Below are 24,441 nucleotides of genomic sequence, written 5' to 3' on the forward strand. Positions count from 1 at the left end.
ACTCTACGGTGGCGTCGCGCCGTCCGACAGGTTCGTCATGATGCGCCGCAGCATCTGCGTGACCTGGGCGACCTCCTCGGGCGAGAACCCGGCGAAGACCTGCCTGCTGATCCCGCCGAAGATCGGCGGCAGCCGGGGCACCAGCGCCCGCCCCTCGGCGGTCAGCTCGATGACGATCGAGCGCCGGTCGTCCGGATGCCGGGCCCTGCGCAGCAGCCCCTTGGCCTCCAGCCGGTCCAGCAGGCGGGTCATGCCGGCCGTGTCGGTGCCCAACTGGCTCTTGAGCAGGCTGGGCGTGCTGTCGCCGCGCGAGGCGTGCAGCAGCAGCGCGGCCTGCTGCGCCGTGAGGCCGAGCGGGGCGAGCCGCCGCTCGGTCTCGGTGTTCAGCTCCCGGCCCACCTGGACGAGCAGCGACCCTCCGCCGAGTACCAGCTCGAACGCGCGTCGATCGATCATGCCGCCCAGAATACGTGCCCCAACACTTGCTGTCGCGACAGCTATTTGCTTACAGTCGATCCATGAACGACACCCACATCCTCATCGTGGGAGGCGGTATCGCCGGACTCTGTCTCGCCCAGGGCCTGCGCCAGGCAGGCCGCACCGTCACCCTCTACGAACGCGACCCCTCCGCCGCCCACCGCCCCCAGGGCTACCGCATCAGCCTCAAGGAGAGCGGCGTGCGGGCACTGCGCGCCTGCGTCCCCGCCCACCTGTACGAGCTGGCCGCCGCCACCGCCCTCCGCCCCGCCACCCGGATGATCTTCATGGACGAGCGGCTCCGCCCCAAGTTCGCCAAGGACCTCCCGCCCACCGGCGGCTTCGGCGTGAACCGGCTCACGCTCCGCGAGATCCTCGCGGCCGGCCTCGACGTCCGCTTCGGCATGGCCTTCGAGCGCTACGAGCCGCTCCCCGACGGCGTGCGCGCCCACTTCGCGGACGGCCGGAGCGCCGACGGCGACCTGCTCGTCGGGGCGGAGGGGGCAGGCTCCCGCGTACGGGCCCAGCTCCTGCCCGGCGCCGTGGTGGACCAGCTCGGCTGGGCCCTGTACGGCCGCACCTGGATCATCCCCGAACTGCTCGCCGCCACCCCACCCGAGCTGGTCGACTCCTTCAACCGGGTCACCGCCCCCGACGGCACCGCGATCTCCATCGCCACCTGCCGGCCGCTCACCCCGGTGACCGAGGCCGTGGCCAGGCACGCGCCCGGCCTGCGCCTCACGGACGTCCCCGGATACTTCTCCTGGACGATGGCCGTCGAAGGACCGCAGCCGGACACCGGGCTCGCCGCCAAGACCGTGCGAGGCTGGCACGACGGCGTCCGGCGCATCGTGCACGAGGCGGACCCCGGGTCGACGTTCGTGCTGCGGACGCACTCCGCCCGCCGCGTGGCCCCCTGGGACGAGCCCGCCGTCACGCTGGTCGGCGACGCCGTGCACGCCATGAGCCCCGGCCGGGGCGAGGGCGCCAACGTCGGGCTGCGCGACGCCCAGGTGCTGACCGAGCTGCTCGCGCGGGGCCTGCCGGTGGCGCAGGCCAAGGCCGAGTACGAGCGCCGGATGCTCGACTACGCCTTCGCCGCCGTGGAGGCCTCACGCGAGCACCCCTTCGCCCCGATCCAGGCAGGCGGCCGGGGACGATAGCCTCATCTCGTGCTGGAGAAGATCGCAGCGACCCGTTACGTCACCCCGCTGCGGGAGGGCGGGTCGCTGCCCGGCGTCGTCGAGGCCGACGACCTGGGCACGTACGTCGTGAAGTTCCGCGAGGCCGGCCAGGGCAGGCGGGTGCTGGTCGCCGAGATCCTCTGCGCCGAGCTGGGCCGCCACCTCGGGTTCAGGACGCCCGAGCTGAAGCTCATCGACCTCGACCCGCAGATCGGCGTCAGAGAGCCCGACTACGAGGTCCAGGAGCTGCTCAAGGCCAGCACCGGGCTCAACCTGGCGGTCGACTTCCTGCCGGGCGCGCTCGGCTTCGAGCCGCTGGCGTGGGTGGCCGACCCGCTGTTCGCGGCGCGGGTGGTGTGGTTCGACGGCCTCATCCACAACATCGACAGGAGCTGGCGCAACCCCAACCTGCTGATCTGGCACCGCGACACCTGGCTGATCGACCACGGGGCCGCGCTCTGGTTCCACCACAACTGGCGCACCGCCGACCCCCAGCGGCCGTTCGACTCCGGCGACCACGTGCTCGCCCCGTACGCGGGCAACGTCGAGGCGGCGGGCGCCGAGCTGGCCGGGAGGATCACCCGTGAGCTGCTGGAGGGCGTGACGGCGCTGGTGCCGGACGAGTGGCTGGCGGACGAGCCCGGCTTCGGCTCGCCCGGCGAGGTGCGCGAGGCCTACGTCGAGCACCTGCTCCAGCGGGCGCACGGGCCGCGCGAGTGGCTGGTGCGCGGCGAGCACGAGCAGCGCAGGCAGGGCCCTGGTTCGGTCGGCGAGTTCTGGCGGGGAGGCGGCGGCCGATGAGCAGGGACGTCTACGAGTACGCGGTCATCCGCGTGATGCCCAAGGTCGAGCGGGGCGAGCTGATCAACGCGGGCGTGCTGCTCTACTGCCAGCCCCGCGACTACCTGTGCGCCAGGGTCGAGCTGGACCCCGGCAGGCTGCGGGCGCTCGATCCGCAGGCCGACGTCGACGGGGTGCGCCGGGCGCTGACGGCGTACGAGCTGGCCTGCGGCGACGACTGCGGGCCGCTGGCCGGAGAGCCGCTCGGCGGCCGGTTCCGCTGGCTGACCGCGCCGCGCAGCACGATCGTCCAGACAGGCCCCGTGCACGCCGGGCTGACCGCCGACCCCGGCACCGAGCTGGCCAGGCTTTTCGACAAGCTCGTCCGCCTTTAGGCCCTTGACCAGCGACGATGCTGGGTAAGAGGTGCTGAAAGGGGGAAGGAGGGCCGGCCGTGGGCGACACCGGGCAATTCACCGTGCAGCGCCCCTTCCGGCTCGACGACCTCGCGCACGCGGGCACGTACGTGGTGGACGACCGCGGCCGCATCGTCGAGGTGAATTCCCAGGCCGAGCGGCTGCTGCGGCGCAAGGCCGGCGAGCTGGTCGGCCGCGACGCCCACGACCTGCTGCACCGGGGCGAGCGCGGCGAGCCGCTGCCGCGCAGCCGGTGCGTGATGCGGGAGCCCCTGCTGACCAGCGACTCCGCCCACGGCCGCGACGTGTGGCTGGAGCGGGGCGACGGCTCGCTCGTCCAGATTGCCTGGATGGTCACCCCGTGCCGGGTCGGCGAGGCCGGGTCCGGCGCGCTGGTGCTCTTCCACGAGACCGGCTCGGCCGGGCTGGGCGAGCGGCAGCGGGCGCGGCCCGCCCCGACGATGTCGGAGCTCGACCGGCTGGCCCTGCTGGCCGAGACGACCACGACGCTCACCGCCAGCCTGGACGTGGACGAGACGCTGCGCCAGCTCGTCCGCCTGGTGGTGCCGCTGCTGGGCGACTGGGCGGTGGTCGACCTGCTCACCGAGGAGGGCGAGGTGACGCGCGCCGCCGTCGTCCACCACGAGAACGGCGTCCTGGCGCACCGCGCCGAGCTGGAGCGGCCGATGCCGCCGCTGCCGCGCGAGTCCACGATGCCGCTGGCGCGGGCGCTGCGCGGCGTCACCGCGGCCCTGGTGGGCCCGGAGGACTACGAGGGCCGGCTGCAGTCGCGGCTCGCCGCCGTCCAGTGCGAGCTGTTCGAGGCGACCGGCATCTGGACGGCGTGCACCGCGCCGATCCGCGGCGTGCGCGACGTCGTCGGCGCCATGACCCTCGGACGCTCCGAGCAGCCCCAGCCGTACACCACCGACGACCTGCTGCTCGTCGAGGACATCGCCCGCCGGGCGGGGCTGGCGCTGGACAACGCCCGCCTGTACGAGCGGCAGCGCCGGGTCGCCGAGACCATGCAGCGGCACCTGCTGCCCCGGCTGCCGTCGATGCCCGGCCTGGAGATGGGCGCCTGCTACGTGCCCGCGCCGCGCGCCTCGCAGGTCGGCGGCGACTGGTACGACGCGTTCATCCTGTCCGACGGCGCTGCCGGGGTGGTGATCGGCGACGTGGTGGGGCACGACCTCGACGCCGCGTCCGGCATGGCGCAGGTCTGCAACATGCTGCGCGCCTACGCGGGCGAGCTGCAGGAGCCGCCCAGCGTCATCGTGGACCGGCTCGACCAGGCGGTGGCCCGCATGGCCGAGACCACGATGGCCACCGTCGTGTTCGGCCGGGTGGAGCGCGAGGACGGCAGGTGGCGGCTGCGCTGGACCAACGCGGGGCATCCGCCACCGCTGCTGGTCGAGGGCGACGGCAGCACCCGCTACCTGGACGAGGCGAGCGGCCTGCTGCTGGGCACCGGCTTCGCGCCGGCCCGCGAGGACGCCGTCGTCGAGCTGCCGCCGCGCTCCACCGTGCTGTTCTACACCGACGGGCTGATCGAGTCGCCCAGCCACTCCCTCGACGAGGGCCTCGACCGGCTGCGGCGGCAGGCCGCCGCGCTGACCCGCCACCCGCTCAGCGCCTACTGCGACCGGCTGCTCACCCGCGTCCGCCCGGCCGACAACGACGACGACGTCGCCCTGCTCACCCTGCGGATCCCCGGCTAGCGGAACGCCTCCGCGTCGGCTCGCGCCACTGCGTCAGCCGAAAGCGTCGGCCCGGGTCGCTACGTCAGCCGAACGCGCCCGCGTTGGCCCGCGCCCACTGCTCGAACGTGCGCGGCGGGCGCCCGGTGACCTCGTCCACCGTGGGCAGCACCGCCGACTCGTCCAGCTCGCCGCGCGCGAAGAACCCGTAGAACGCCTCCGCGTACGCCTCCGGCATCCCACCGGCCACCATCCCGGCCCTGGCCTCGTCGTCTGTCAGCCCCTCGAACCGCAGCTCCCTGCCCAGCACCTCGCCCAGGATCCGCACCCGGTCGGCGGGCCGCAGCGCCCGCGGCCCCGTGAGCCCGTACACCCGCCCGTCGTGCCCCTTCTCCAGCAGCGAAGCGGCGGCCACCGCGGCGATGTCGAGCGGATCGACGGCCGCGACGGCCGCGTCAGGCCAGGCGTCGCGGACGACGTCGCCCGCCCTGAGCTGCTCAGCCCAGCGCAACGTGTTCGACATGAACGTCCTGGGCCGCAGCACCGTCCACGGCACCCCCGACTCGCGCACCAGCGCCTCCGACCGCACGTGGTAGGCCGAGATCGGGTTGCTCACGTCGGCGGCCTCCGCGGCGCTCGCCGACAGCAGCACCACGTGCCCGGCCCCGGCCCGCGCCACGGCGGCCAGCGTCTCGTCCATCCGGTCGTACCCGGCCAGCAGGAACACCCCGCGCACGCCGTCCAGGGCGCCCGCCACCGACTCGGGGTCGTTCAGATCGCCCACGACCAGCTCGGCGGGCAGCTCCACCTCACGCCGTACCAGCGCCCGCACCGGCTCGCCCGCCTCGGCCAGCGTCCGCACCAGCGCGCCGCCCGCGTTCCCCGTTGCACCCGTGACAAGGATCATGCCGGGGATGCTAGAACAACACGGACATGAAGGTGTCGATCTCCCGGAAGCCCACCTTCCGGTAGACGGCCCTGGCGGCGTGGTTGTAGTCGTTGACGTACAGCGAGACGACGGGCGCGAAGCAGCTCATCGCCGCCTCCACCACGGCGGCCATGCCGGCCACCGCGTACCCCCGCCCCCGCAGCTCCGGGGCGACCCAGACGCCCTGGATCTGGCAGGCGTGCGGGGTCACGGCTCCCACCTCGGCCTTGAACACGACCCGGCCGTCGTCGATACGCGCGTACGACCGCCCGATCCTGATCAGCTCGGCCACCCGCGTCCGGTAGAGCGCGCCGCCGTCACCGAGGTTCGGCGAGACGCCGACCTCTTCGGTGAACATCGCCACGCACGCCGGCAGCAGGACGTCGAACTCCTCGGGCCGCACCCGCCGCACCCGCGGGTCGGCCGCCACCGGCGACTTGCTGGACGTCGCCATGACAGGCTGCGCCCAGCGGATCGCCCGCGCCCGCCCCCAGTGCGGCTCCAGCCGCTCCCACAGCAGCGAGACGGCATCGACGGGACCCACGATGGACGAGCAGCGCCGCCCCTGTTTGCGCGCACGGTCGGCGAAGGCGTGCACGGCTTCCGGGCCGGCGTTGACCGGCACCATGTTGGCTCCGGCGTAACAGAGTGACACAAGGCCACCGCGCGGCCCGAACCCCCACATCTGCCCGCCGAGCCTTGCCGGATTGAGTCCGACGGCCCGCACCCGAGAGGACACGAAGACATTGGCGACCGGATCGGAGTCCAGGAGGGCGAGGACCTCGTCCCGGTCGTTGTCGTCGAGCACGCGCGACGCCGATGTACGCAGCATCACATGGTCAGACTACGCGAAGGGTTACCGAATACGGCATCCGGCGCTGCCCACGGTAACCCTTTCTTGACGTCAGCCGATCGGCAGCCCCTCCAGGACGCCCAGGATTCCGAGCAGACCAGGCGACGACGGGCTGCTCGACTTCAGCTGCGCGGCCGGGCGCGGCTCGGGCGTGGCGGGGCAGGTCGTGTCGCGGCGCGGCAGGGTGCCGTCCCGCAGGTACGCGGCCAGATGCCCGTCCAGGCACTTGTTGCCCGCCAGCGACACCCCGTGGTTGCCGCCCCGTTCGAGCACCATGCGGGAGCGGGGGAACAGCTTCGCCATCTCCAGCGCGCCCTGGTAAGGGGTCGCGGCGTCGTGGCGCGACTGCAGCATGAGGAACGGCGGCAGCTTCGGCGAGGAGCGCACCTGCACCGGCTTGCCGCCCTGCACCGGCCAGAACGCGCACGGGGCGTTGAACCAGGCGTTCGGCCAGGTCAGGAAGGGCGCCTCGCGGTGCATCGCCTTCATGTCGGTCCGCCACCTGTCCCACTGGCGCGGCCAGCGGGCGTCGCGGCACTGGACGCTCAGGTAGATGGCGTAGCCGTTCTCGTCGGTGTCGTCGTTCTTGCCGTGCTTGGCGTAGATGTCGGTGAGCCCCTTGACGTCGCCCTGCCGCACGTAGGACGACCAGGCCTGGGCGAACTGCGGCCACACCTTGTCGCTGTAGCCGGCCACGGTGAACGTGTCGTCCAGCTCGCTCGGCCCCACGACGCCCCCGGCGGGCTTGGCGCGCAGCCGGTCGCGCATCGCGTAGTAGGCGAACGAGGTCTGCTTCAGCGTGGCGCCCAGCTTGTAGGCGTCGTGGTGCTTGGCCGTCCAGGCCAGGAACTGGCGGTGGCGGCGTTCGAAGGCGCGGTCCTGCTTGAGGTTGGAGTCGTACCAGACGCCCTTGGGGTCGACGGAGCTGTCCATGACCAGGCGCTTGACGCGGCTCGGGAAGAGCGTGGCGTACAGGGCGCCGAGGTAGGTGCCGTACGAGTAGCCGAGGTAGCTGATCTTCTGCTCGCCCAGGGCGGCGCGGATCGTGTCCATGTCCCTGGCGGTGTTCTCGCTGGTGAGGTGCGGCAGCAGCCACGCCCAGCGCTGGCCGCAGCGGGAGGCGTAGTCGGCGGCCCTGGCCAGCAGCGCTTTCTCCTCCGCCCTGTTGTGCGGCACCGCGTCCGGCCGCGGGGCCTTGTAGTAGGTCGCGGCGTCCACGCAGTGCACGGACGGCTCGCTGGCGCCGACGCCGCGCGGGTCGAACCCGACGACGTCGTACCGCTCGGCCACGTCGGCGGGCAGTTGCGTGGCCACGTACTCGGTCAGGTCGCGGCCCGACGACCCCGGCCCTCCCGGGTTGACCAGCATCGTGCCCAGGTGGTTGGCGTCCCTGGACACCTTGGCCTTGATCCGGTTCAGCGCGACCTTGATCGACTGCCCCATCGGATGGCGGTAGTCGAGCGGCACGCGTACGGTGGCGCACTCGATGGCGGCCGAGGCCGTCTTCCCCGCCACCTTGGGACAGGCCCCCCACACCACAGGCGCCTTCCTGCCGGCCACCGCCGCCCCGTCCGCGCTGACGACCCCCGCGACGAGCATCACCAGCCCGGCGACAACCCCCATTACCCGCTTCACCCGGCCCCCTTCCTTGTCATAGGCCCTGCGATGCTCCCGTGAGCGACCGGGTGGTGACTCTAGGTATGAGGACATGTTTGCCGATCTGTAATCCTCCCATGACACACTGCGACTCTTTCACTTAGTTTCCGATACTTTCGGCAGTCTTCCCATGTGGGCCGAGCCATGCGCCGAAACATTTCGTACGAGCGTTGACATGTTTCGGCGCGCTTCGCAAACTGATCGCCAGCACCCCCCACACGGAAGGGAGAGCCGTTGTGATCACCGGCTTGGCCCGCTCCAGGCTCGTCGCGCTGGCGGTGGCGACGACGCTCTCGATGGCCGCAGCGATGACGGTCGCGACCACCCCCGCCGCCGCGGCGGCCGGGGTCGAGGACGAGGGCGCCGACTGCGCCGTGCCCGCCCTGCCCGACGCGGGCTCCCTGCCCACCGTCGCCAGGCTCCCCGACCCCTTCACCAAGCTGAACGGCGCCCGCATCACCACCAAGGCCGACTGGCGGTGCAGGCGGCAGGAGATCAAGAAGCTGGCCGAGAAGTTCGTCTACGGCGAGAAGCCCGCCAAGCCGTCCAGCGTCACCGGCACGGTCTCCAGGACGAGCATCAGCGTGAACGTCTCCCACAACGGCAGGACCGCGAGCTTCTCCGCCGGCGTCGACCTGCCGAGCGGCACCGGCCCCTTCCCCGCCGTGGTCGTCCTGGGCGGGCTCGGCGCCGACACCGCCACGATCAAGGCGGCGGGCGCCGCCGTCATCAGCTACGACCCCCTCGCGGTCGGCAGGGAGGGCACGCCGCGCACCAACAAGCAGGGCGCCTTCTACACCGTCTACGGCGCCTCCAGCGGCACCGGCGTCCTGGCCGCCTGGGCGTGGGGCGTGAGCCGCATCATCGACGTCATCGAGCAGTCGGGCGGCAGTATTCTGCGCGCCGACGCCACCGGCGTCACAGGCTGCTCCCGGTACGGCAAGGGCGCCTTCGTGGTCGGCGCGTTCGACCAGCGCATCGCCCTGACCATGCCCATCGAGTCAGGCAGCGGCGGCGTCGCCGCGTTCCGCGCCATCCCCGGCGAGAGCGGCGCCCAGCCGCTGAGCAGCGCCTACTCCGAGCAGCCCTGGCTCGGCGACGCGTTCAGCTCCTTCACGGGCAGCCCCGGCCGGCTGCCCGTGGACACCCACTCGGTGGTCGGCATGATCGCGCCGCGCGGCCTGTTCATCATGGACAACCCGCACATCGACTGGCTCGCCGCCAGATCCGCCAGCGTCGGGGCGCTCGGCGGCGCGGAGATCTACAAGGCGCTCGGCGCCGGCGGCAACCTCACCTACTGGTCGGCCGTCCAGGACGGCACCCACTGCGCCAACCGGTCCGAATGGCGCACCCCGCTCCAGCAGAACATCCAGCGGTTCCTGCTGAACACCGGCAGCTACACCGGCTCGATGCGGATCGCGTCCAACAAGAGCGGCAACCTCGCCGAGTGGCGCGACTGGACCACCCCCACCCTTACGGACGGCGGCGGCGACACCACCGCGCCCAGCGTCCCCGGCACCCCGGCCGCCACCGGCGTCACCTCCACCGGCGCCACGCTCACCTGGGCCGCCTCCACCGACCAGGGCGGCTCCGGCCTGGCCGGCTACGACGTGCACCGCGAGCAGGGCGCCACCGACCCGCGCCTCGGCCAGTCCACCACCAACTCGATCACCCTCACCGGGCTGACCGCCGGCACCGAGTACCAGGTCTACGTGCGGGCCCGCGACGGCGCGGGCAACCTGTCGGCGAACTCGCCACCCGTCACCTTCACCACCACCACCGGCGGCGGCGACACCTCGCCGCCCACCGCCCCGACCGGCCTGACCGCCTCGGCCACCACCGCCACGGGCACGACCCTTTCTTGGACGGCCTCGACGGACGACAACGGCGTGACCGGCTACGACATCCTGCGCGCCCCCGGCGCCAGCGGCGGCGCCTTCACCCAGGCCGGCACCTCCGCCACCACCTCGTACACCGACACGGCCCTCACCCCCAGCACCACCTACCGCTACCAGGTCAGAGCACGCGACGCGGCCGGGAACACCTCGCCCGTCTCGAACACGGCCCAGATCACCACCCAGCCGGGCACCTCCACCGGCACCTGCTCGGCCACCGGCACCGTCCAGACCCAATGGGCGACCGGCTACGTCATCCAGCCCCTGACGATCACCAACACCAGCACCTCGACCATCACCGGCTGGACGGTCACCTTCACCCTGCCCGCCGGACACACCCTGGCCGGGTCCTGGAACGGCACCGTCACCACCAGCGGCCAGACCATCACCATCCGCAACGTCGCCCACAACGGCACGATCGCGGCGGGGGCCGCCAACAGCAGCGCCGGCTTCCAGGTCAACCGCCCGAACGGCAACACCGCGACCCCGTCCGGCTACACCTGCGCCTGACGGCCACCACTTTCCGGCCCGCCCGTGCCTTTCCGGTACGGGCGGGCCTCACCTACTCGATCAGGTCGCAGAGGCCGGGGCCCAGCTCATCGCCGACCATGCGCAGCGCGATCTCGGCACGGGACGCGAGGACGAGAGGCGGCACCCCTGCCACCAGGTCGGCGTGCGCGAGCCGGTCGAGCGCGGCTCCCACCAGCGGCGGGGTGACGCGCAGAGTCGCCTGGAGCGCGACGCCGCCGGTCGAGCCGCCGTGCAGGATGATGTTGCGGCTGCGGTAGAGCCTGCGGAGCGAGATCTCGACATAGCGCCGCACACGGGCGAGCACCTGAGCGCGGTCGGCGAGCAGCGCACGCATGCGGGCGACCGCCGCGACATCGTTCGCCCTGCGCCAGGAACGCTCGAGTGGCAGGGAGCGCCCCAGCTCCAGCTCAGCGGCGATCATCTGGGCACGTTCGCGGTTGGACGCACAGCGGTCCAGCCGTTCGGCGAGGTCTCCAGGCCCGGTACGCCGTATGCGGTGCGACAGCGCGGTCAGCTCGGCCCGGGGCCAGGAACAGGCGACCAGCGCGGCGGCACGGGTCGCGGCGACCACGCGCTCACGCTCGTCGGGATCCCGCGCCTCGGTCAGCAAGGACTCCAGCGCGCTCCACGCTCCAGCGATGGCCGGAGCGAGCGGGCCGTGATTCAGTGCCGAGGCGATCTCCAGCGCTTCGTCAACGGCGCTGCGCCGCCCACCGCTCAAGTGCTGCGGTTCGACTCCGACCAGGTAGAGCTGTCGTTCCGCCGCGAGGGACAGGACCCGGGCCCCTCTCGCGGGCATCCGTAGTGGCATCGCGCCGCCGTGGTTGAGCACGACAGCCCGGTCGAACGGCGTGACCGTCCCCGACCCGGAGAAGCGGGCGCGGGCCTGCAGCCGCTCGACGACGTCCGACACGATCTCCAGGGCTCGTTCGGCGTCTCTCGCCTCCACCTCGTAGGAGAGGGCGCCGACGGCGGGGACCGTCAGTTTCGCCCCGGCGGCGGCCATGATCTCCTCGGCCGCTCGTCCGTCGACCCAATGGGGCAGGTTCACCCCCAGCTCTTCCCAGCCGTGCAGAGCGGAGAAGGGGACGACCACCTTCCAGGAGGTCGGCGGCGCGGTCAGCAACCCCGCCATCTCGGTGATCAGGTCCGTGGCCGGCAGGCCCAGCCTGCCCTGCCGCAGCCAGTGGTTCAGGCCGTCCATGCTGTACCCGCTGTCGAGCAGGTGAGCGGCGACGGCCCTCGCGACCTTCTCCGGTGGCGGCGGGGCGTCCTCCGCCGCGCAGGTGGCCCAGCGTTCGAGATATCCCGATCGGCCCACGTCGATCAGGTGCCGCAGCTTCCTGCGGCCGTTGCTGGCGATCGTGAGAGTCGTACGGAGGCACTCCTGCAGCTCACGCCTGAACGCTCTGGAGCCGAGCGCCGGATCCTCGCCGAACAGCCGCTCACCCTCATGCCGTTGCCAGTCGAGCGACGACTGGGAGAGCACGCGCCGGTCCACCCACGTGCCCGCTTCGTACAACTCCTCCAGCGCTAAGAAGCTGCTGACGTCCCACAGGCGGCGCGGCCAGGGCGATCTGGCGCTGCTGAAGTCCAGCATGCGCGTCACGACGTGCCGGGAGTAGGCGGAGGACGGATCGCGTCCGGGGGAAGTGCTGGGCATCCTGCGGCCTCGGGCTCTTGGGGGGAGTCGTTGTTACTCAAGGTGTTGATGTGACGACTCTGAGCATAAGGAAGCGCCGAGGCCCACGTTCGGGGTATGCTGAAATCAGCCGCACAAGAGGGCACATGAACTTGTCCGGGGCTACGGCCCCCCAGAAGGCGCGACCGATGAGGTCGCGCCTTCTGTTTTTTGTCAGGGTGCAGGCCCGCCTGCACCCTGACAAAACAACCTCAGCCGACCGTGACCGTGGGTCCCGTGGTCTCGTCGTCGTCGAGATCCACCTCGACGCCCATCTCCTCGGCCAGCCGCAACGCCTCTTCGATCAGCGTCTCGACGATCTGCGACTCGGGCACGGTCTTGATGACCTCGCCCTTGACGAAGATCTGCCCCTTCCCGTTCCCGGAAGCCACCCCGAGGTCCGCCTCCCGGGCCTCACCGGGCCCGTTCACGACGCACCCCATGACGGCGACCCTGAGCGGCACCTTGAGCCCCTCCAGGCCGGCCTGCACCTGCTCGGCCAGCGTGTAGACGTCGACCTGAGCCCGCCCGCACGACGGGCAGGAGACGATCTCCAGGCCGCGTTCCCGCAGCCCGAGGGACTCCAGGATCTGGGCGCCGACCTTGACCTCCTCGACGGGAGGGGCGGACAGGGAGACGCGGATGGTGTCGCCGATGCCCTCGGCGAGCAGGGCGCCGAAGGCGACGGCGGACTTGATCGTGCCCTGGAAGGCCGGGCCCGCCTCCGTGACGCCGAGGTGGAGCGGGTAGTCGCACTTGGCGGCCAGCAACCGGTAGGCGTTGATCATCACGACCGGGTCGTTGTGCTTGACCGAGATCTTGATGTCGCGGAAGCCGTGCTCCTCGAACAGGGAGCACTCCCACAGGGCCGACTCCACCAGCGCCTCCGGGGTGGCCTTGCCGTACTTCTGGAGCAGGCGCGGGTCGAGGGAGCCGGCGTTGACGCCGATGCGGATGGGGACGCCGGCCTCGGCCGCCGCCTTGGCGATTTCGCCGACCTTATCGTCAAATTTCTTGATATTTCCGGGGTTGACCCGGACGGCGGCGCAGCCCGCCTCGATGGCGGCGAACACGTACTTCGGCTGGAAGTGGATGTCGGCGATGACGGGGATCTGGGATTTCCTGGCGATGATCGGCAGGGCGTCGGCATCGTCCTGGGACGGCACGGCGACGCGGACGATCTGGCACCCGGACGCGGTCAGCTCGGCGATCTGCTGAAGGGTGGCGTTGACGTCGGCGGTCACCGTCGTCGTCATCGACTGCACCGACACGGGGGCGTCGCCGCCCACGGGCACGCTGCCGACCATGATCTGGCGAGAGTGGCGGCGTTCGGCGAGCGGCTTGGGGCGCACCGTCGGGATGCCGAGAGCTACAGAAGACATTTCAACCCTTACTGTGACGACGCTTTCCAGTTTAGGTAGCTAGCGGGACTGCCCGGCTGTGAGTTCGGCCGCACGGGCCCTGGCCCAGGCATCGGCCGCCAGCACCTCTTCGACGGTGTCGGCAGGGGTGACCTGGTGCTCCTCCACGACCTTGGCCACGGTGTCGACGATGGACAGGAACGGCAGCCCGCGCTCCAGGAACGCGTCGAGGCAGACCTCGTTGGCGGCGTTGTAGACGGCGGGCGCGGTGCCGCCCTCGGTGCCGACGTGCCTGGCCAGCGCCACGGCGGGGAAGGCCAGGTCGTCGAGCGGCTCGAAGGTCCAGGTGTGCGCCTTGGTCCAGTCGAGGGGGCGGGCGGCGCCAGGGACGCGCCTGGGGTGACCGAGCGCGAGGGCGATGGGCAGCCGCATGTCGGGCGGGCTGGCCTGGGCGATGGTGGAACCGTCGACGTACTCGACCATGGAGTGGATGATCGACTGCGGATGCACCACGACTTCGATGCGGTCGAAGCCGAGGTCGTACAGCAGGTGCGCCTCGATCACCTCCAGGCCCTTGTTGACCAGGTTGGCGGAGTTGATCGTGATGTAGGGGCCCATGGACCACGTGGGGTGGGCCAGGGCCATCTGGGGTGTGACGCCGGCCATCTCCTCGCGCTTCATGCCCCTGAACGGCCCGCCGCTCGCGGTGATCACGAGCTGTTTGACGGACGAGGGGTCGTAGCCGTCTGGCCCTGCGGCCCACAGGCACTGCAGCACCGCCGAGTGCTCGGAGTCGACCGGGAGGATCTGCCCCGGCCGGGCCAGGCGCTTGACCAGCGGCCCGCCGATGATCAGCGACTCCTTGTTGGCCAGCGCGAGCGCCCTGCCCGCCTCCAGGGCGACGAGCGTGGAGGTCAGGCCGAGCGCGCCGGTGATGCCGTTGAGCACCACGTCGCACTGCCACCCGGCCACCTCGGCGACCCCGTCGGGGCCGCCCAGCACAGTGGGCTTGGCGCCGTGCGCGGCCAGCGCGTCCTTCAGCGCGGGGACGGCCGACGCGTCGGCCACCGCCACCGCCTCGACGCCGAACCGCGCCGCCTGCCCGGCCAGCAGATCGACCCTGCCGCCCCCCGCCGCCAGCGCGGTGACCTTGAAGCCGCCGGGGTTGGCGGCGATGACGTCGAGGGCCTGGGTGCCGATCGAGCCGGTGGAGCCCAGCACGACGACGGAGCGGAGGGTCTCTTCATGCACGTGTCCATTGTCCCCGCTGCACGGCGCGCTCGGGCACGCGGGACCGGTCGTCCTTAAATTCCCCTCCTTATGTGACGCGCGGGAGTGCAGTTAATTTATGACTGAATATCGTCATATCGGAATGCGCAAAAGTTGAGAAATCTGGATATTGATCCGGCTACCTTCCAAGCCCACCGTCCGGTTTAGGGAGGTTCGTAATGCACCACCGCTTCGCCCTGCTTTCCGCCGCCGCCGTGATCACCGTCACCTTGGCTCCCGCGAGTGCCGAAGCGCACGCGGTGCGCCCCAAACCCGCCCAGCGGGCCGCCGCCGACACGGCCGCCGAACGGCGGCAGGTGCTGACGTACTGGACGGAAGGCCGCATGGAGGCCGCCCGGCCGCTGCAGGCCCCCGCCCCCAAGACCCGGACGGCGGACGAGCCCGAGCAGGGCGCCCCGTTCGCCCGCGAGGCGCAGGCGGCCAGGACCCCTGGTGAGGCGTGGACCGGCGGCGGCGCGGTGGCCCGCACCACCGGCCGGATCTTCTTCACCACGGCGACCGGCCGCAACTCCTCCTGCTCCGGCACCGCCGTGACCAGCGCCAACAAGAGTGTCGTGCTCACCGCCGGCCACTGCGTGAAGATGAACGGCGCCTTCCACACCAACTGGGTCTTCGTGCCCGGCTACGACAGGGGCAGCCGCCCGTTCGGCACCTGGCCCGCGACCAGGCTGCTGACCACGCCGCAGTGGAACGCCCGCGAGGACGTCGGCTTCGACGTCGCCGCCGCCGTGGTCGCGCCCGTGGACGGCAGGACGCTGGTGGACGCCGTCGGCGGCCAGGGCGTCGCCTTCAACCAGCCCAGGCGCCAGCAGCTGTACGCCTTCGGCTACCCGGCGCTGGCCCCGTACGACGGCTCGAAGCTGATCCACTGCAGCGGCCGGGCTTTCGACGACTTCATGGGCAGCGACGACCTCGTGCTCACCTGTAACATGACGGGCGGTTCGAGCGGCGGGCCCTGGATGCTGAATTTCAACGAGTCGACCGGCCTCGGCACCCAGAATTCCGTGAACAGCTTCAAATACAGCTTCGCCCCCGACTGGATGCTGGGCCCCTATTTCGGGAACGAGGCGCAGGCCGTCTACCAATCGGCCCAGACCGCCAACGCACTCTGAGCAATTTACCGAAAGTAGTCACAAGAACACATCTCGTGGTGCACACTCGGGGGGCATGACCTTGAGCACCCCCCTGCTTGCGGCGGCGCCGCTCCTCGCGGGGCTGATCGGCCCCGCGCTCCTGGGCGCGGCACCCGGCCGCCAACAGGCCGAGACACCGGCCGTCGTGCCCGCGCACACGGCCAAGCGGAGCGACATCGTCGAGCACGTCGCCGCCCGTACCGCCGCCGACCACCGGCGCGTGCTCGACTACTGGACACCCGAGCGCATGGCCAAGGCCCTGCCGATCGGCCTGCTCGACATCGTGACCGACGTGACGGACGGCGGCGACCTGCTGGGCGGCGTCACGGGCGGCAAGGGCGTCAGCACCGCCCCGAGCCTGACGGGCAAGAAGGCCGACCTGGCGCTGCCGCGCAAGCTCATGGGCACGAACCACCTGGCCGCCGCCAGACCCGACACCAGCACGATCGGCTCCCGTTGGATCACCGGCGGCCAGGTGGCCAGGACCACCGGCCGGGTGTTCCTCACCGTGGCGGGGGCCGACTTCGTCTGCTCGGCGAGCACCGTGAAGGCCGCCAACAAGGACGTCGTCGTCACCGCCGGCCACTGCGTGAAGGACGGCGCCGGCGAGTGGGCGGCGAACTGGACGTTCGTCCCCGGGTACGGCACCAGCGGCCTGCGCCCGTACGGCCAGTACACCGCCCGCCGCATGTTCGTCGCCGGCCCCTGGTCGCGCAGCGGCGACGACAACTACGACGTCGGCATGGTGGCGCTGTCCACCTCGCGCGGCAAGCACGTGGCCGACGTGGTGGGCACCCAGGAGATCGCGTTCAACGCGGCGCGCGGCGGCCAGGCGTTCGGCTTCGGCTACCCCGCCGACCCGCCCTACGACGGCGACCACCTGGTCTACTGCGCGGGCCGGATGAAGAACGACCCGTACGGCCAGACCCGCGACCAGGGCCTCGGCTGCGACATGACGGCGGGCGCCAGCGGCGGCCCGTGGATGACGGGCTTCGACACGGCCAGCGGCAAGGGCACGATCATGTCGTTGAGCAGCTTCAAGTACAGCGACGACCAGCGCACGATGTACGGCCCGTACTTCGGCGACGCCGTCAAGTCGCTCTTCGACACGGCCCAGCACGCCTGACCCGGCGGGCGTCCCGTCCATGACGGGCGCCCGCCCGCGCCTCTCAGAGCGTCAGCCCCGTCAAAACCATGACCTTCTCGTACGTCAGGTCCTCCATCGCCGAGTGCAGCCCCTCCCGGCCGATCCCGGAGTCCTTGACCCCGCCGTACGGCATCTGGTCGGCCCGGTACGACGGCACGTCGCCGATGATCACACCGCCCACCTCCAGCTCCCTGTTCGCCCGGAAGGCGGCGTCCAGCGAGCGGGTGAACACCCCGGCCTGCAGCCCGTACCTGGAGTCGTTGACCATCGCGTACGCCTCGTCGATCGAGGCGGCGGGCTGCAGGATCATGACGGGCCCGAAGACCTCCTCGCAGGCCACCTTGGCGTCGTGCGGCACGCCGGACAGCACGGTCGGCGCCACGGTGGCGCCCTGCCTGGTGCCGCCCGCGAGCACCTGCGCCCCGGCGGCGACGGCCTCCTGCACCCACTGCTCGACCCGCTCGGCGGCGGCCTCCGAGACCAGCGGCCCCACCTGCGTCTTCTCGTCGGCAGGGTCGCCGGTGACGAGGGCGGACACGGCGGGCAGCAGCCGCTCGACGAACGCGTCGTACACGGGCTGCTCGACGATGACCCGCTGGACGGCGATGCAGCTCTGCCCGGCCTGGTAGTTGGAGTAGAGGGCGATGCGCTGGGCCGCCCAGTCGAGGTCGGCGTCGGCCAGCACGACGGCGGCGGCGTTGCCGCCCAGCTCCAGCGTGACGTGCTTGCGCGGCACCTGGTCGGCGATCGCGTAGCCGACGGGCGCGGAGCCGGTGAACGACACGACGGGGAGCCTGGGGTCCTGGACCAGGGCGGAGGCGCGCTCGTTCTCGATCGGCAGCACCGAGAACATGCCGGCGGGCAGGTCCGTCTCGGCCAGGATCTCGCCGAGCAGCAGCGACGACAACGGCGTGGCGGGCGCGGGCTTGACGATGACGGGGGCGCCGACGGCGATGGCCGGGGCGACCTTGTGGGCGACCAGGTTCAGCGGGAAGTTGAACGGGGTGATCGCCAGCACGGGGCCCTTGGGCACGCGGGAGACGTACGCCAGGCGCCCGGCCGCGGCAGGCTCGGTGTCGAGCCGCTGCACGGCCCCCGACCAGCGGCGGGCCTCCTCGGCGGCGAAGCGGAAGGTGGCCACGGCCCGCCCGACCTCGCCGCGCGCCCACACGATGGGCTTGCCGTTCTCGGCCGTGATCAGGTGGGCGATCTCGTCGGCCCGCTCGGCGAGCCTGCGCGAGACGTGGGCCAGGGCCTCGGCCCGTACGTGGACGGGCAGCGCGGCGGCCTCCCGCGCCACCGCCGAGGCCGCCGCGACGGCCTCCTCGACCTGCGCGTCGGTCGGCACGGAGTGCCTGCCGACCTCGCGGCCGTCATGGGGGTTGGTGACAGTGAGCTCGGTGTCCCCGGTCGCGGCGCGGCCGGCCAGCCAGAAGGTACGCACGTCCATGACTCCGACGTTATGCCAAGGCATGTACCGGGGATTTACACCACGATGCACAACACCCCCGCGAGGGCTCACCGTTAAGTACAAGCCCCGTTGTATACCCATGATGTAACAGAAGTAGACCCAATTCGGGATGTTTACCATGCGGAGTGGTTTGAGCGATCTCCGCTATGGCTAAGTCATCGGTGCGGGTCTCCAGCGCGGCGGGCCCCCGATCAGAAAGGCGTGGGCCCCGTGACCGAACAGCGTGAGGTCACAAGGACGCATAGTTCCTTGGCCACCAGGGAGGTCTCATGACCTCGGCGCCGCTGGGGCTGCAGGGCGCCTACCTCATGGGTGAGCGCGCCGGCCACGACGAGCTGCGCTCCCGCCTCCTCGACGTCGCGGTGACCCTGCTGCGCACCGACGGGCCCGACAGCCTCACCATGCGCCGGATCGCCGCGGAGGCGGGCTGCACGACGACCGTCATGTACACGATGTTCGGCAACCGTGAAGGTCTGGCGGAGGCGCTCTATCTGGAGGGGTTCGAGCGCTTCCGCCGTTTTCTCGAAGCGGTGCCGCAGCGCCGCAACCCCCTGGAGCAGCTCGGCGCGCTCGGCCCCGCGTACCGGCAGGCGTGCCTGGCCGAGCCCGGCTACTACAGCCTGATGTTCGAGCGGGCCATCCCCGGCTTCGAGCCCAGCGAACGCGCCAGGACCCTGGCCCGCGCCGCGCTGAACATCCTCGACCGCGTCATCGCCGACTGCATCTCGGCCGGCTACCTGATCCCCACCCAGCCCCGCAAGATCGCCGACGCGCTGTGGGCCGCCGCTCAGGGGGCCATCTCGCTGGAGCGCGCCGGGCACCTGCGTGACGGGCGCACGTACGAGGCGGTGACCACCGCGATCATCTGCTGCTATCTGGTGGAGAAGCAGGAGTAACGGCCTTCCTGGCGGCCTCCAGGGCCAGCCACAGCTCGGCGCGGGTGCCGGGGTCGTCCAGGTCGCGGCCCAGCAGCTCGGCCGCGCGTCTCATCCGGTAGCGCAGGGTGTGGCGGTGCACGCCCAGCCGCTGTGCCGCCGCGTCCCAGTGGCCGTTGCTGTCCAGGTACGCGCGCAGCGACTCGACCAGGTCGGCGCGGGAGCCGTACGTGGTGAGGGGGGCCAGGACGGCGGCCGAGAACGCCTGGGCGGCGGCGGGGTCGAGCAGGGCGAGCAGCCCCTGACCCGCCAGCTCACCGAACCGCACGACCCGCCCCGCGCCCCCCGGCCCGCCAGCGCCACCCCTCCCGAACCCGGCACCGCTCCTTGCGGACCCCGCACCGCCCCTCCCAGCGGTCGCGCCACCCCTCCCAGAGCCCGCGCCGCCCTTCTCGGACCCCGCGCCGCCCCTCCCGAGCCCCGCACCACTGCGGGTCCGTGCCGCCTCCAGGGCCCGTTCGGCCTGGTCCAGCCCCGTGCGCAGACTGGCGGCCGTACCGTAGCCGGGCTGGCCGCGGCCTCCCGGCGCGTCGGCGCTCAGCACCACCGGCTGGCTGACCCCCACCGCCGCCTCGGCGCTCAGCGCCACCTCCTCCGCCACGCCCTCGGCCACCAGCGCGACGGCGACCGAGCCGAGCAGCGCGGCGAAGCTCCGCGTCTCGAACGCGTCCAGCGCCTCGGCGCCCGCCGCCAGCACGACCAGCGGCGCCTCGGGCACCCTGCCGCCCACCGCGCCCAGCACGGTGCGGGCCCGCTCGCCCTCCCCCGCCAGCAGCAGCTCCAGCACCGCCGTGCGCAGCCGGCGTCCGGCGGCGAGCTGCGCCCTGCCCTGCTCCATGGCCAGCGTGAGCAGCGAGCCCGCCGCGTTGATCACGGTGTGCGTGACGGGCGTGAAGGCGTGCGGCGCGCCCACGGCGAAGAAGCCGCGCGGGCGCGCCCCGCCGCCGAGCGGCTGCACCACGATGTGCTCGCCGGGCGCCGACAACGCCAGGCTCGACGGCATCCTTCCCCCGCTCTCCGCTTGGGGCGAGCCGCCCGGCGTCACGCCGCCTGCGACGTGCACAGGGCGGCCGAGGCGCCGGGACAGCTCGGCCGCGACCGCGCCGGTGTTCGCGCCGCGCGTGGCGTGCCGGACCTCGCCAGACTCCTCCAGCAGCGCGGCCCACCCGCCGACCTCCCTGGCCAGCCGGTCGATGACGGCGTGCATGCCCTCGGGCCGCAGCGCCGCCCGCGTGAGCCGTCCCTGGGCGGCGAAGGCGCGGCTGATCTCCTCGTACTGCTCGGCCGCCAGCAGCTCGCTGACCGCCTTGCCGACCGCGATGAACGGCGTCTCGCGCGGCACCTCCAGCAGCGGCAGCCCCGCCGACTCGGCGGCCTCGACGAGCGCGGCGGGCACCTCCTCGTGCGAGACGCCAACGCCGAAGCCGAGCCCGGCCACGCCGCGCCGCACGAGCCGCGCCACGTAGCCCGTCAGGTCGCCCGTCGGGTCCCCCTCCATCCGCATGCCGGTGGTGAGCAGCAGCTCCCCGCCTTCGAGGTACGGTGTCGGGTCCGCCAGCTCGCTGACCGCGACCCAGCGCACGGCGGCGTCCAGCACCCCGGGGCGGGTGGTCCCGGCCAGTGGCCGGAGGTTCATGCGGCGCACGACGGTCTGCAGCGAAGGCGGCATGAGTTTTGTCCATTCCGGCAAAGACGAGCACTCCTAGTGTGACATATCGACGTATCGGCCCTGGTGGGAGGCCGCCGTACCGTCGGAGCCATGAGCATTCCCCAGGAGCGGCGCGTCGTGACCGCGATCCCAGGCCCCAAGTCCCAGGAGTTGCTGGCCCGCAAGCAGGCGGCCGTCCCGCCCGGCATCGGCACCACGCTGCCGGTCTTCGTCACCCGCGCCGGCGGCGGCGTGGTCGAGGACGCCGACGGGAACTCGCTGATCGACTTCGGCTCGGGCATCGCCGTGACGAACGTGGGCAACGCCGCCCCCAGGGTCGTCGAGCGTGTCCAGAAGCAGGTCGCCGACTTCACCCACACCTGTTTCATGGTCACCCCGTACGAGTCGTACGTGCAGGTCTGCGAGAAGCTCAACGAGCTGACGCCGGGCGACCATGAAAAGCGCACGTTCCTGGTGAACTCGGGCGCCGAGGCCGTGGAGAACGCCGTCAAGATCGCCCGGCACGCCACCGGCCGCCAGGGCGTCGTGGTGTTCGACCACGGCTACCACGGCCGCACGCTGCTCACGATGACGCTCACGGCCAAGAACATGCCGTACAAGCAGGGGTTCGGCCCGTTCGCGCCGGAGGTGTACCGGGTGCCGCTGGCCTACCCGTTCCGCTGGCCGTCCGGCCCGGAGAACTGCGCGGAGGAGGCCGCCGAGCAGGCCATCGACCTGATCGCCAAGCAGATCGGCGCGCAGAACGTGGCGGCCGTGGTGATCGAGCCGATCGCGGGCGAGGGCGGGTTCATCGTGCCCGCGAGGGGGTTCCTGCCGCGGATCGCGGAGTTCTGCCAGGCGAACGGGATCGTGTTCGTGGCCGACGAGGTGCAGACGGGCTTCGCGCGTACGGGGACGCTGTTCGCCTGTGAGGACGAGGGCGTCGTCCCGGACATCATCACCACCGCCAAGGGCATCGCGGGCGGCCTGCCGCTGGCCGCCGTGACGGGCCGCGCGGAGATCATGGACAAGGTGCACGTCGGCGGCCTCGGCGGCACGTACGGCGGCAACCCGCTCGCCTGCGAGGCCGCGCTCGGCGTGCTGGAGACGATCGAGGCGGAGGACCTGGTAGCCAAGGCCCGCCGCATCGGCGAGATCATGCTGCCCCGGCTGGAGGCGCTCAAGGAGCGCTTCGACGTGATCGGCGACGTGCGCGGGCGCGGCGCGATGATCGCGATCGAGCTGGTCGAGCCGGGCACCAAGGAGCCGAATCCGACCGCCGTCCAGGAGATCGTCAAGCGCTGCCACGCGGAGGGCCTGCTGGTGCTGACGGCGGGCACGTACGGCAACGTGCTGCGTTTCCTGCCGCCGCTCGTGATCCCCGAGCACCTGCTGGAGGAGGGGCTGGGGATCCTGGAGAAGGCAATCGCCGAGCTGTAGACGAAAACCAACCAAACGGGCATCCAGCTTGGGCTGGATGCCCGTTTTTGTGGTGTAAACGGCCCCATGAGGGTAGAGAATTCACCCTGACTTGACGCTCAGCTAGCCGCTCATGGCCTCGGTCAGGGTTATAACGGTTCCGACATACGGAGGGACGATGGCAGCTGGGAGCGTGATGAACTGGGGTCCGACCAGAACGGCGCGGAGTATGTTGACGTTCGACCCTGAGGGCCTGACCTCGGCCCAGCGCGACGGCGACGCCTGCGTCGTCTGTCACAAGAGATGGCCGCGGCCGCGCGTGCGCGTGGGCCGCCTGCCCGACGACTCGGCGGTGCTCGCGTGCGCCGACTGCGCCGAGGCCCTGGTGCCCGCCCCGATGGCCACCGTCGTGGCCTTTCCGTCCCGCTAGCCCTTCAGCGCCCGGGCGGCGAGACGCCCCGGGACAGGGGGGAAGGCCCGGGGCGCCTCTGGAGAGCCACGCCCGGCGGGGGAACAGGCGGGCTCGTGGCATGCCGTCGCCCGGACCTGCTCACTTGAGAAGCTTGCCCCACCGTTCGGCCCAGACGAGATAGTCAGTGCATTCCCCGTCCTCGGCCCGGCAATCCCCGGGCGGCCGCACGGCGAACGTCACGCGGTCGAGCCGCTTGGAGTCACCCACCCCGTACGTCTCGCACATCGTCCTGGCCCGCCCCTTGCACGCCTTGGAGTTGGCCGGCGCCATGCCCGCCCACGCCGCCGCGTCGCGCTGCGCGTTGGCCGCCGTCACCCAGTTGAGCCACCGGTAGGCGCAGGTGGTGTCGGGCACGTTCGCGCCCAGCATCCAGGAGTCTGCCCAGCCGGTCGTCCGCGGCGCCGCGATGGTCTTGACCGGGATGCCGGCCTGCTGCAGGAGCAGCCGATAGTACGGGGTGACCTGCGCGTAGTCGAGCTTGCCCGTGGCGAACCCCTTCACCAGGTCGATCGGGTTCTGCCAGTAGGTGCGGTCCTTGTTGCGTTCGAGCAGCGCCATCGCCTCGCCCAGCTCGGCCTCGCTCAGCTCGTACGGCTCCTTCACCGACCCCCCTGCCAGGGCGGCGTCGGCGATCGTCAGCGGGGTGTCCTTGAGCGCCGCCCTGCTGGAGGAGAACGCCTGCTCGACGCCGCCGCCCCTGACCTTGGCGGAGTCGTAGACGAACTCCTGGTAGGCCCACAGGTACGGCACCCCGTACACCTTGCCGGAGACCGTGGTCAGGTCGCGGAAGCGCTCGGCCAGGTCCTTGTAGTCGCTGACCTTGGCCGAGTCGATGGGCTGCACCTGCTTGGCCGCGATCAGGTCGGCGGCCAGCACGGGCCCGGCGGTGATCACGTCGTAGGGCCGCCGCGTGACCTGGTCGGCCAGTTGCTCGGCGGTCTGCACGGTGTCGAGCCGCGCGATGCGGCAGCCCGTCTCCTTCTCGAACGAGCCGACCCAGTTCACCTTGGGGTTGACGCCGCCGTACTCGGCGTAACCCCGGTAGGTGAGGATCTGCAGCGTGCCGTCGCTCTGCGTGGCGGTGGGCGTCGGCGTGGCCGTCGGCGAGAGGGTGGGGCGGGGGGTGGGCGTGCCCATGCCGGTGATCAACGCCGTCGTCGCGGCGAGCGCCAGAGCGTGAGCACGGCGACGAATCACGATGTCCCCCCTTGTCCTGTCTGCTGGAGCTTACCGGTGTCAGGACCTGGAGGGACGCCGCCCGTGAACCCCGGTTACCCGTTCGTGGGGAAGCCCAGGTTCACGCCCCCGTGCGAGGGGTCGAGCCACCGGGACGTGACCACCTTGCCGCGGGTGTAGAAGTGCACGCCCTCGGTGCCGTGCACGTGCGTGTCGCCGAAGAGGGACGACTTCCAGCCGCCGAAGCTGTAGAAGGCCATCGGCACCGGGATCGGCACGTTGATGCCG

Annotated in this window: 20 protein-coding genes and 1 pseudogene; 10 read left to right on the forward strand and 11 right to left on the reverse strand. The window is 71.8% G+C overall.

From position 1 onward, the window contains the following. Nucleotides 1-3: 3 nt before the first annotated feature. A complete protein-coding gene (locus ABD331_RS28470; RefSeq protein WP_344480911.1) occupies nt 4-456 on the reverse strand; it encodes a MarR family winged helix-turn-helix transcriptional regulator in 453 nt (150 codons plus the stop codon). A 62-nt stretch (nt 457-518) separates the two neighbouring features. Between ABD331_RS28470 and ABD331_RS28475 the strand changes: the two genes are divergently transcribed. From ABD331_RS28475 to ABD331_RS28490, 4 genes are read left to right on the forward strand one after another with little or no spacing between them, the layout of a single operon-like run. Then, on the forward strand, nt 519-1,640 hold the full coding sequence (locus ABD331_RS28475; protein ID WP_344480912.1) for an FAD-dependent oxidoreductase: 1,122 nt from the start codon (nt 519-521) through the stop codon (nt 1,638-1,640). A 9-nt stretch (nt 1,641-1,649) separates the two neighbouring features. Next, nucleotides 1,650-2,462 (forward strand): HipA family kinase, encoded by an 813-nt coding sequence (locus tag ABD331_RS28480; protein WP_344480913.1) that lies wholly within the window; start codon nt 1,650-1,652, stop codon nt 2,460-2,462. Next, nucleotides 2,459-2,836, forward strand: a complete 378-nt coding sequence (locus ABD331_RS28485; RefSeq protein ID WP_344480915.1) for a DUF3037 domain-containing protein — start codon at nt 2,459-2,461, stop codon at nt 2,834-2,836. Before ABD331_RS28480 ends, ABD331_RS28485 begins: the two co-directional genes overlap by 4 nt. A gap of 59 nt (nt 2,837-2,895) precedes the next feature. Further along, a complete protein-coding gene (locus ABD331_RS28490) occupies nt 2,896-4,578 on the forward strand; it encodes a SpoIIE family protein phosphatase (protein WP_344480917.1) in 1,683 nt (560 codons plus the stop codon). Between the two features lie 64 nt (nt 4,579-4,642). On the opposite strand, the gene ABD331_RS28495 is transcribed toward ABD331_RS28490, so the two are convergent. The 3 genes from ABD331_RS28495 to ABD331_RS28505 form a co-directional block, all read right to left on the reverse strand. Continuing rightward, a complete protein-coding gene (locus ABD331_RS28495) occupies nt 4,643-5,464 on the reverse strand; it encodes an NAD(P)H-binding protein (protein WP_344480919.1) in 822 nt (273 codons plus the stop codon). Between the two features lie 10 nt (nt 5,465-5,474). After that, nucleotides 5,475-6,317: a GNAT family N-acetyltransferase gene (locus ABD331_RS28500; protein WP_344480963.1), complete on the reverse strand. Its 843-nt coding sequence runs from the start codon at nt 6,315-6,317 to the stop codon at nt 5,475-5,477. 72 nt (nt 6,318-6,389) lie between these two features. Further along, entirely contained in the window at nt 6,390-7,973 is a 1,584-nt protein-coding gene (locus ABD331_RS28505) for an alpha/beta hydrolase (protein WP_344480921.1), read from the reverse strand. Nucleotides 7,974-8,230: 257 nt separating this feature from the next. On the opposite strand from ABD331_RS28505, the gene ABD331_RS28510 reads away from it, so the two are divergent. Continuing rightward, entirely contained in the window at nt 8,231-10,399 is a 2,169-nt protein-coding gene (locus ABD331_RS28510; RefSeq protein WP_344480923.1) for a fibronectin type III domain-containing protein, read from the forward strand. 52 nt (nt 10,400-10,451) lie between these two features. Here the strand turns inward: ABD331_RS28510 and ABD331_RS28515 are convergent, their stop codons facing one another. From ABD331_RS28515 to dxr, 3 genes are all read right to left on the reverse strand, one after another. Further along, nucleotides 10,452-12,083 carry a hypothetical protein gene (locus ABD331_RS28515; RefSeq protein WP_344480925.1) on the reverse strand — a complete coding sequence of 544 codons (1,632 nt, stop codon included), beginning with the start codon at nt 12,081-12,083 and terminating at the stop codon, nt 10,452-10,454. 230 nt (nt 12,084-12,313) lie between these two features. Further along, a complete protein-coding gene (gene ispG, locus ABD331_RS28520; RefSeq protein WP_344480927.1) occupies nt 12,314-13,483 on the reverse strand; it encodes a flavodoxin-dependent (E)-4-hydroxy-3-methylbut-2-enyl-diphosphate synthase in 1,170 nt (389 codons plus the stop codon). 39 nt (nt 13,484-13,522) lie between these two features. Further along, the gene (dxr, locus tag ABD331_RS28525; RefSeq protein WP_344480929.1) at nt 13,523-14,713 is read right to left on the reverse strand and encodes a 1-deoxy-D-xylulose-5-phosphate reductoisomerase; all 1,191 of its coding nucleotides are present in this window, start codon (nt 14,711-14,713) and stop codon (nt 13,523-13,525) included. Nucleotides 14,714-14,910: 197 nt separating this feature from the next. On the opposite strand from dxr, the gene ABD331_RS28530 reads away from it, so the two are divergent. Together ABD331_RS28530 and ABD331_RS28535 are read left to right on the forward strand one after the other, a co-directional pair. After that, nucleotides 14,911-15,864 carry a trypsin-like serine peptidase gene (locus ABD331_RS28530; RefSeq protein ID WP_344480932.1) on the forward strand — a complete coding sequence of 318 codons (954 nt, stop codon included), beginning with the start codon at nt 14,911-14,913 and terminating at the stop codon, nt 15,862-15,864. 55 nt (nt 15,865-15,919) lie between these two features. Beyond that, on the forward strand, nt 15,920-17,011 hold the full coding sequence (locus tag ABD331_RS28535) for a trypsin-like serine peptidase (protein ID WP_344480934.1): 1,092 nt from the start codon (nt 15,920-15,922) through the stop codon (nt 17,009-17,011). Nucleotides 17,012-17,054: 43 nt separating this feature from the next. Here ABD331_RS28535 and ABD331_RS28540 read toward each other — a convergent pair whose 3' ends face one another. Then, nucleotides 17,055-18,482, reverse strand: coding sequence for an aldehyde dehydrogenase family protein (locus tag ABD331_RS28540; RefSeq protein ID WP_344480936.1), 1,428 nt, complete (start codon nt 18,480-18,482; stop codon nt 17,055-17,057). 290 nt (nt 18,483-18,772) lie between these two features. On the opposite strand from ABD331_RS28540, the gene ABD331_RS28545 reads away from it, so the two are divergent. After that, nucleotides 18,773-19,399, forward strand: coding sequence for a TetR/AcrR family transcriptional regulator (locus ABD331_RS28545; RefSeq protein WP_344480939.1), 627 nt, complete (start codon nt 18,773-18,775; stop codon nt 19,397-19,399). Here ABD331_RS28545 and ABD331_RS28550 read toward each other — a convergent pair. Continuing rightward, nucleotides 19,365-21,107 (reverse strand): PucR family transcriptional regulator, encoded by a 1,743-nt coding sequence (locus ABD331_RS28550; protein WP_344480941.1) that lies wholly within the window; start codon nt 21,105-21,107, stop codon nt 19,365-19,367. The genes ABD331_RS28545 and ABD331_RS28550 overlap by 35 nt on opposite strands. Before the next feature lie 90 nt (nt 21,108-21,197). Between ABD331_RS28550 and gabT the strand changes: the two genes are divergently transcribed. Together gabT and ABD331_RS28560 are read left to right on the forward strand one after the other, a co-directional pair. Next, nucleotides 21,198-22,526: a 4-aminobutyrate--2-oxoglutarate transaminase gene (gene gabT, locus ABD331_RS28555; RefSeq protein ID WP_344480943.1), complete on the forward strand. Its 1,329-nt coding sequence runs from the start codon at nt 21,198-21,200 to the stop codon at nt 22,524-22,526. A 208-nt stretch (nt 22,527-22,734) separates the two neighbouring features. Then, nucleotides 22,735-22,935: a hypothetical protein gene (locus tag ABD331_RS28560; RefSeq protein ID WP_344480947.1), complete on the forward strand. Its 201-nt coding sequence runs from the start codon at nt 22,735-22,737 to the stop codon at nt 22,933-22,935. A 120-nt stretch (nt 22,936-23,055) separates the two neighbouring features. Here ABD331_RS28560 and ABD331_RS28565 read toward each other — a convergent pair whose 3' ends face one another. Together ABD331_RS28565 and ABD331_RS28570 are read right to left on the reverse strand one after the other, a co-directional pair. Then, the gene (locus ABD331_RS28565; protein WP_344480948.1) at nt 23,056-24,174 is read right to left on the reverse strand and encodes an extracellular solute-binding protein; all 1,119 of its coding nucleotides are present in this window, start codon (nt 24,172-24,174) and stop codon (nt 23,056-23,058) included. Between the two features lie 74 nt (nt 24,175-24,248). Further along, nucleotides 24,249-24,441 (reverse strand): annotated as a pseudogene (locus tag ABD331_RS28570) (methylmalonate-semialdehyde dehydrogenase (CoA acylating)); the annotation flags it as partial.

It is taken from the genome of Nonomuraea monospora (assembly GCF_039531895.1).
In the GTDB taxonomy this organism is placed as follows: Bacteria; Actinomycetota; Actinomycetes; order Streptosporangiales; family Streptosporangiaceae; genus Nonomuraea; species Nonomuraea monospora.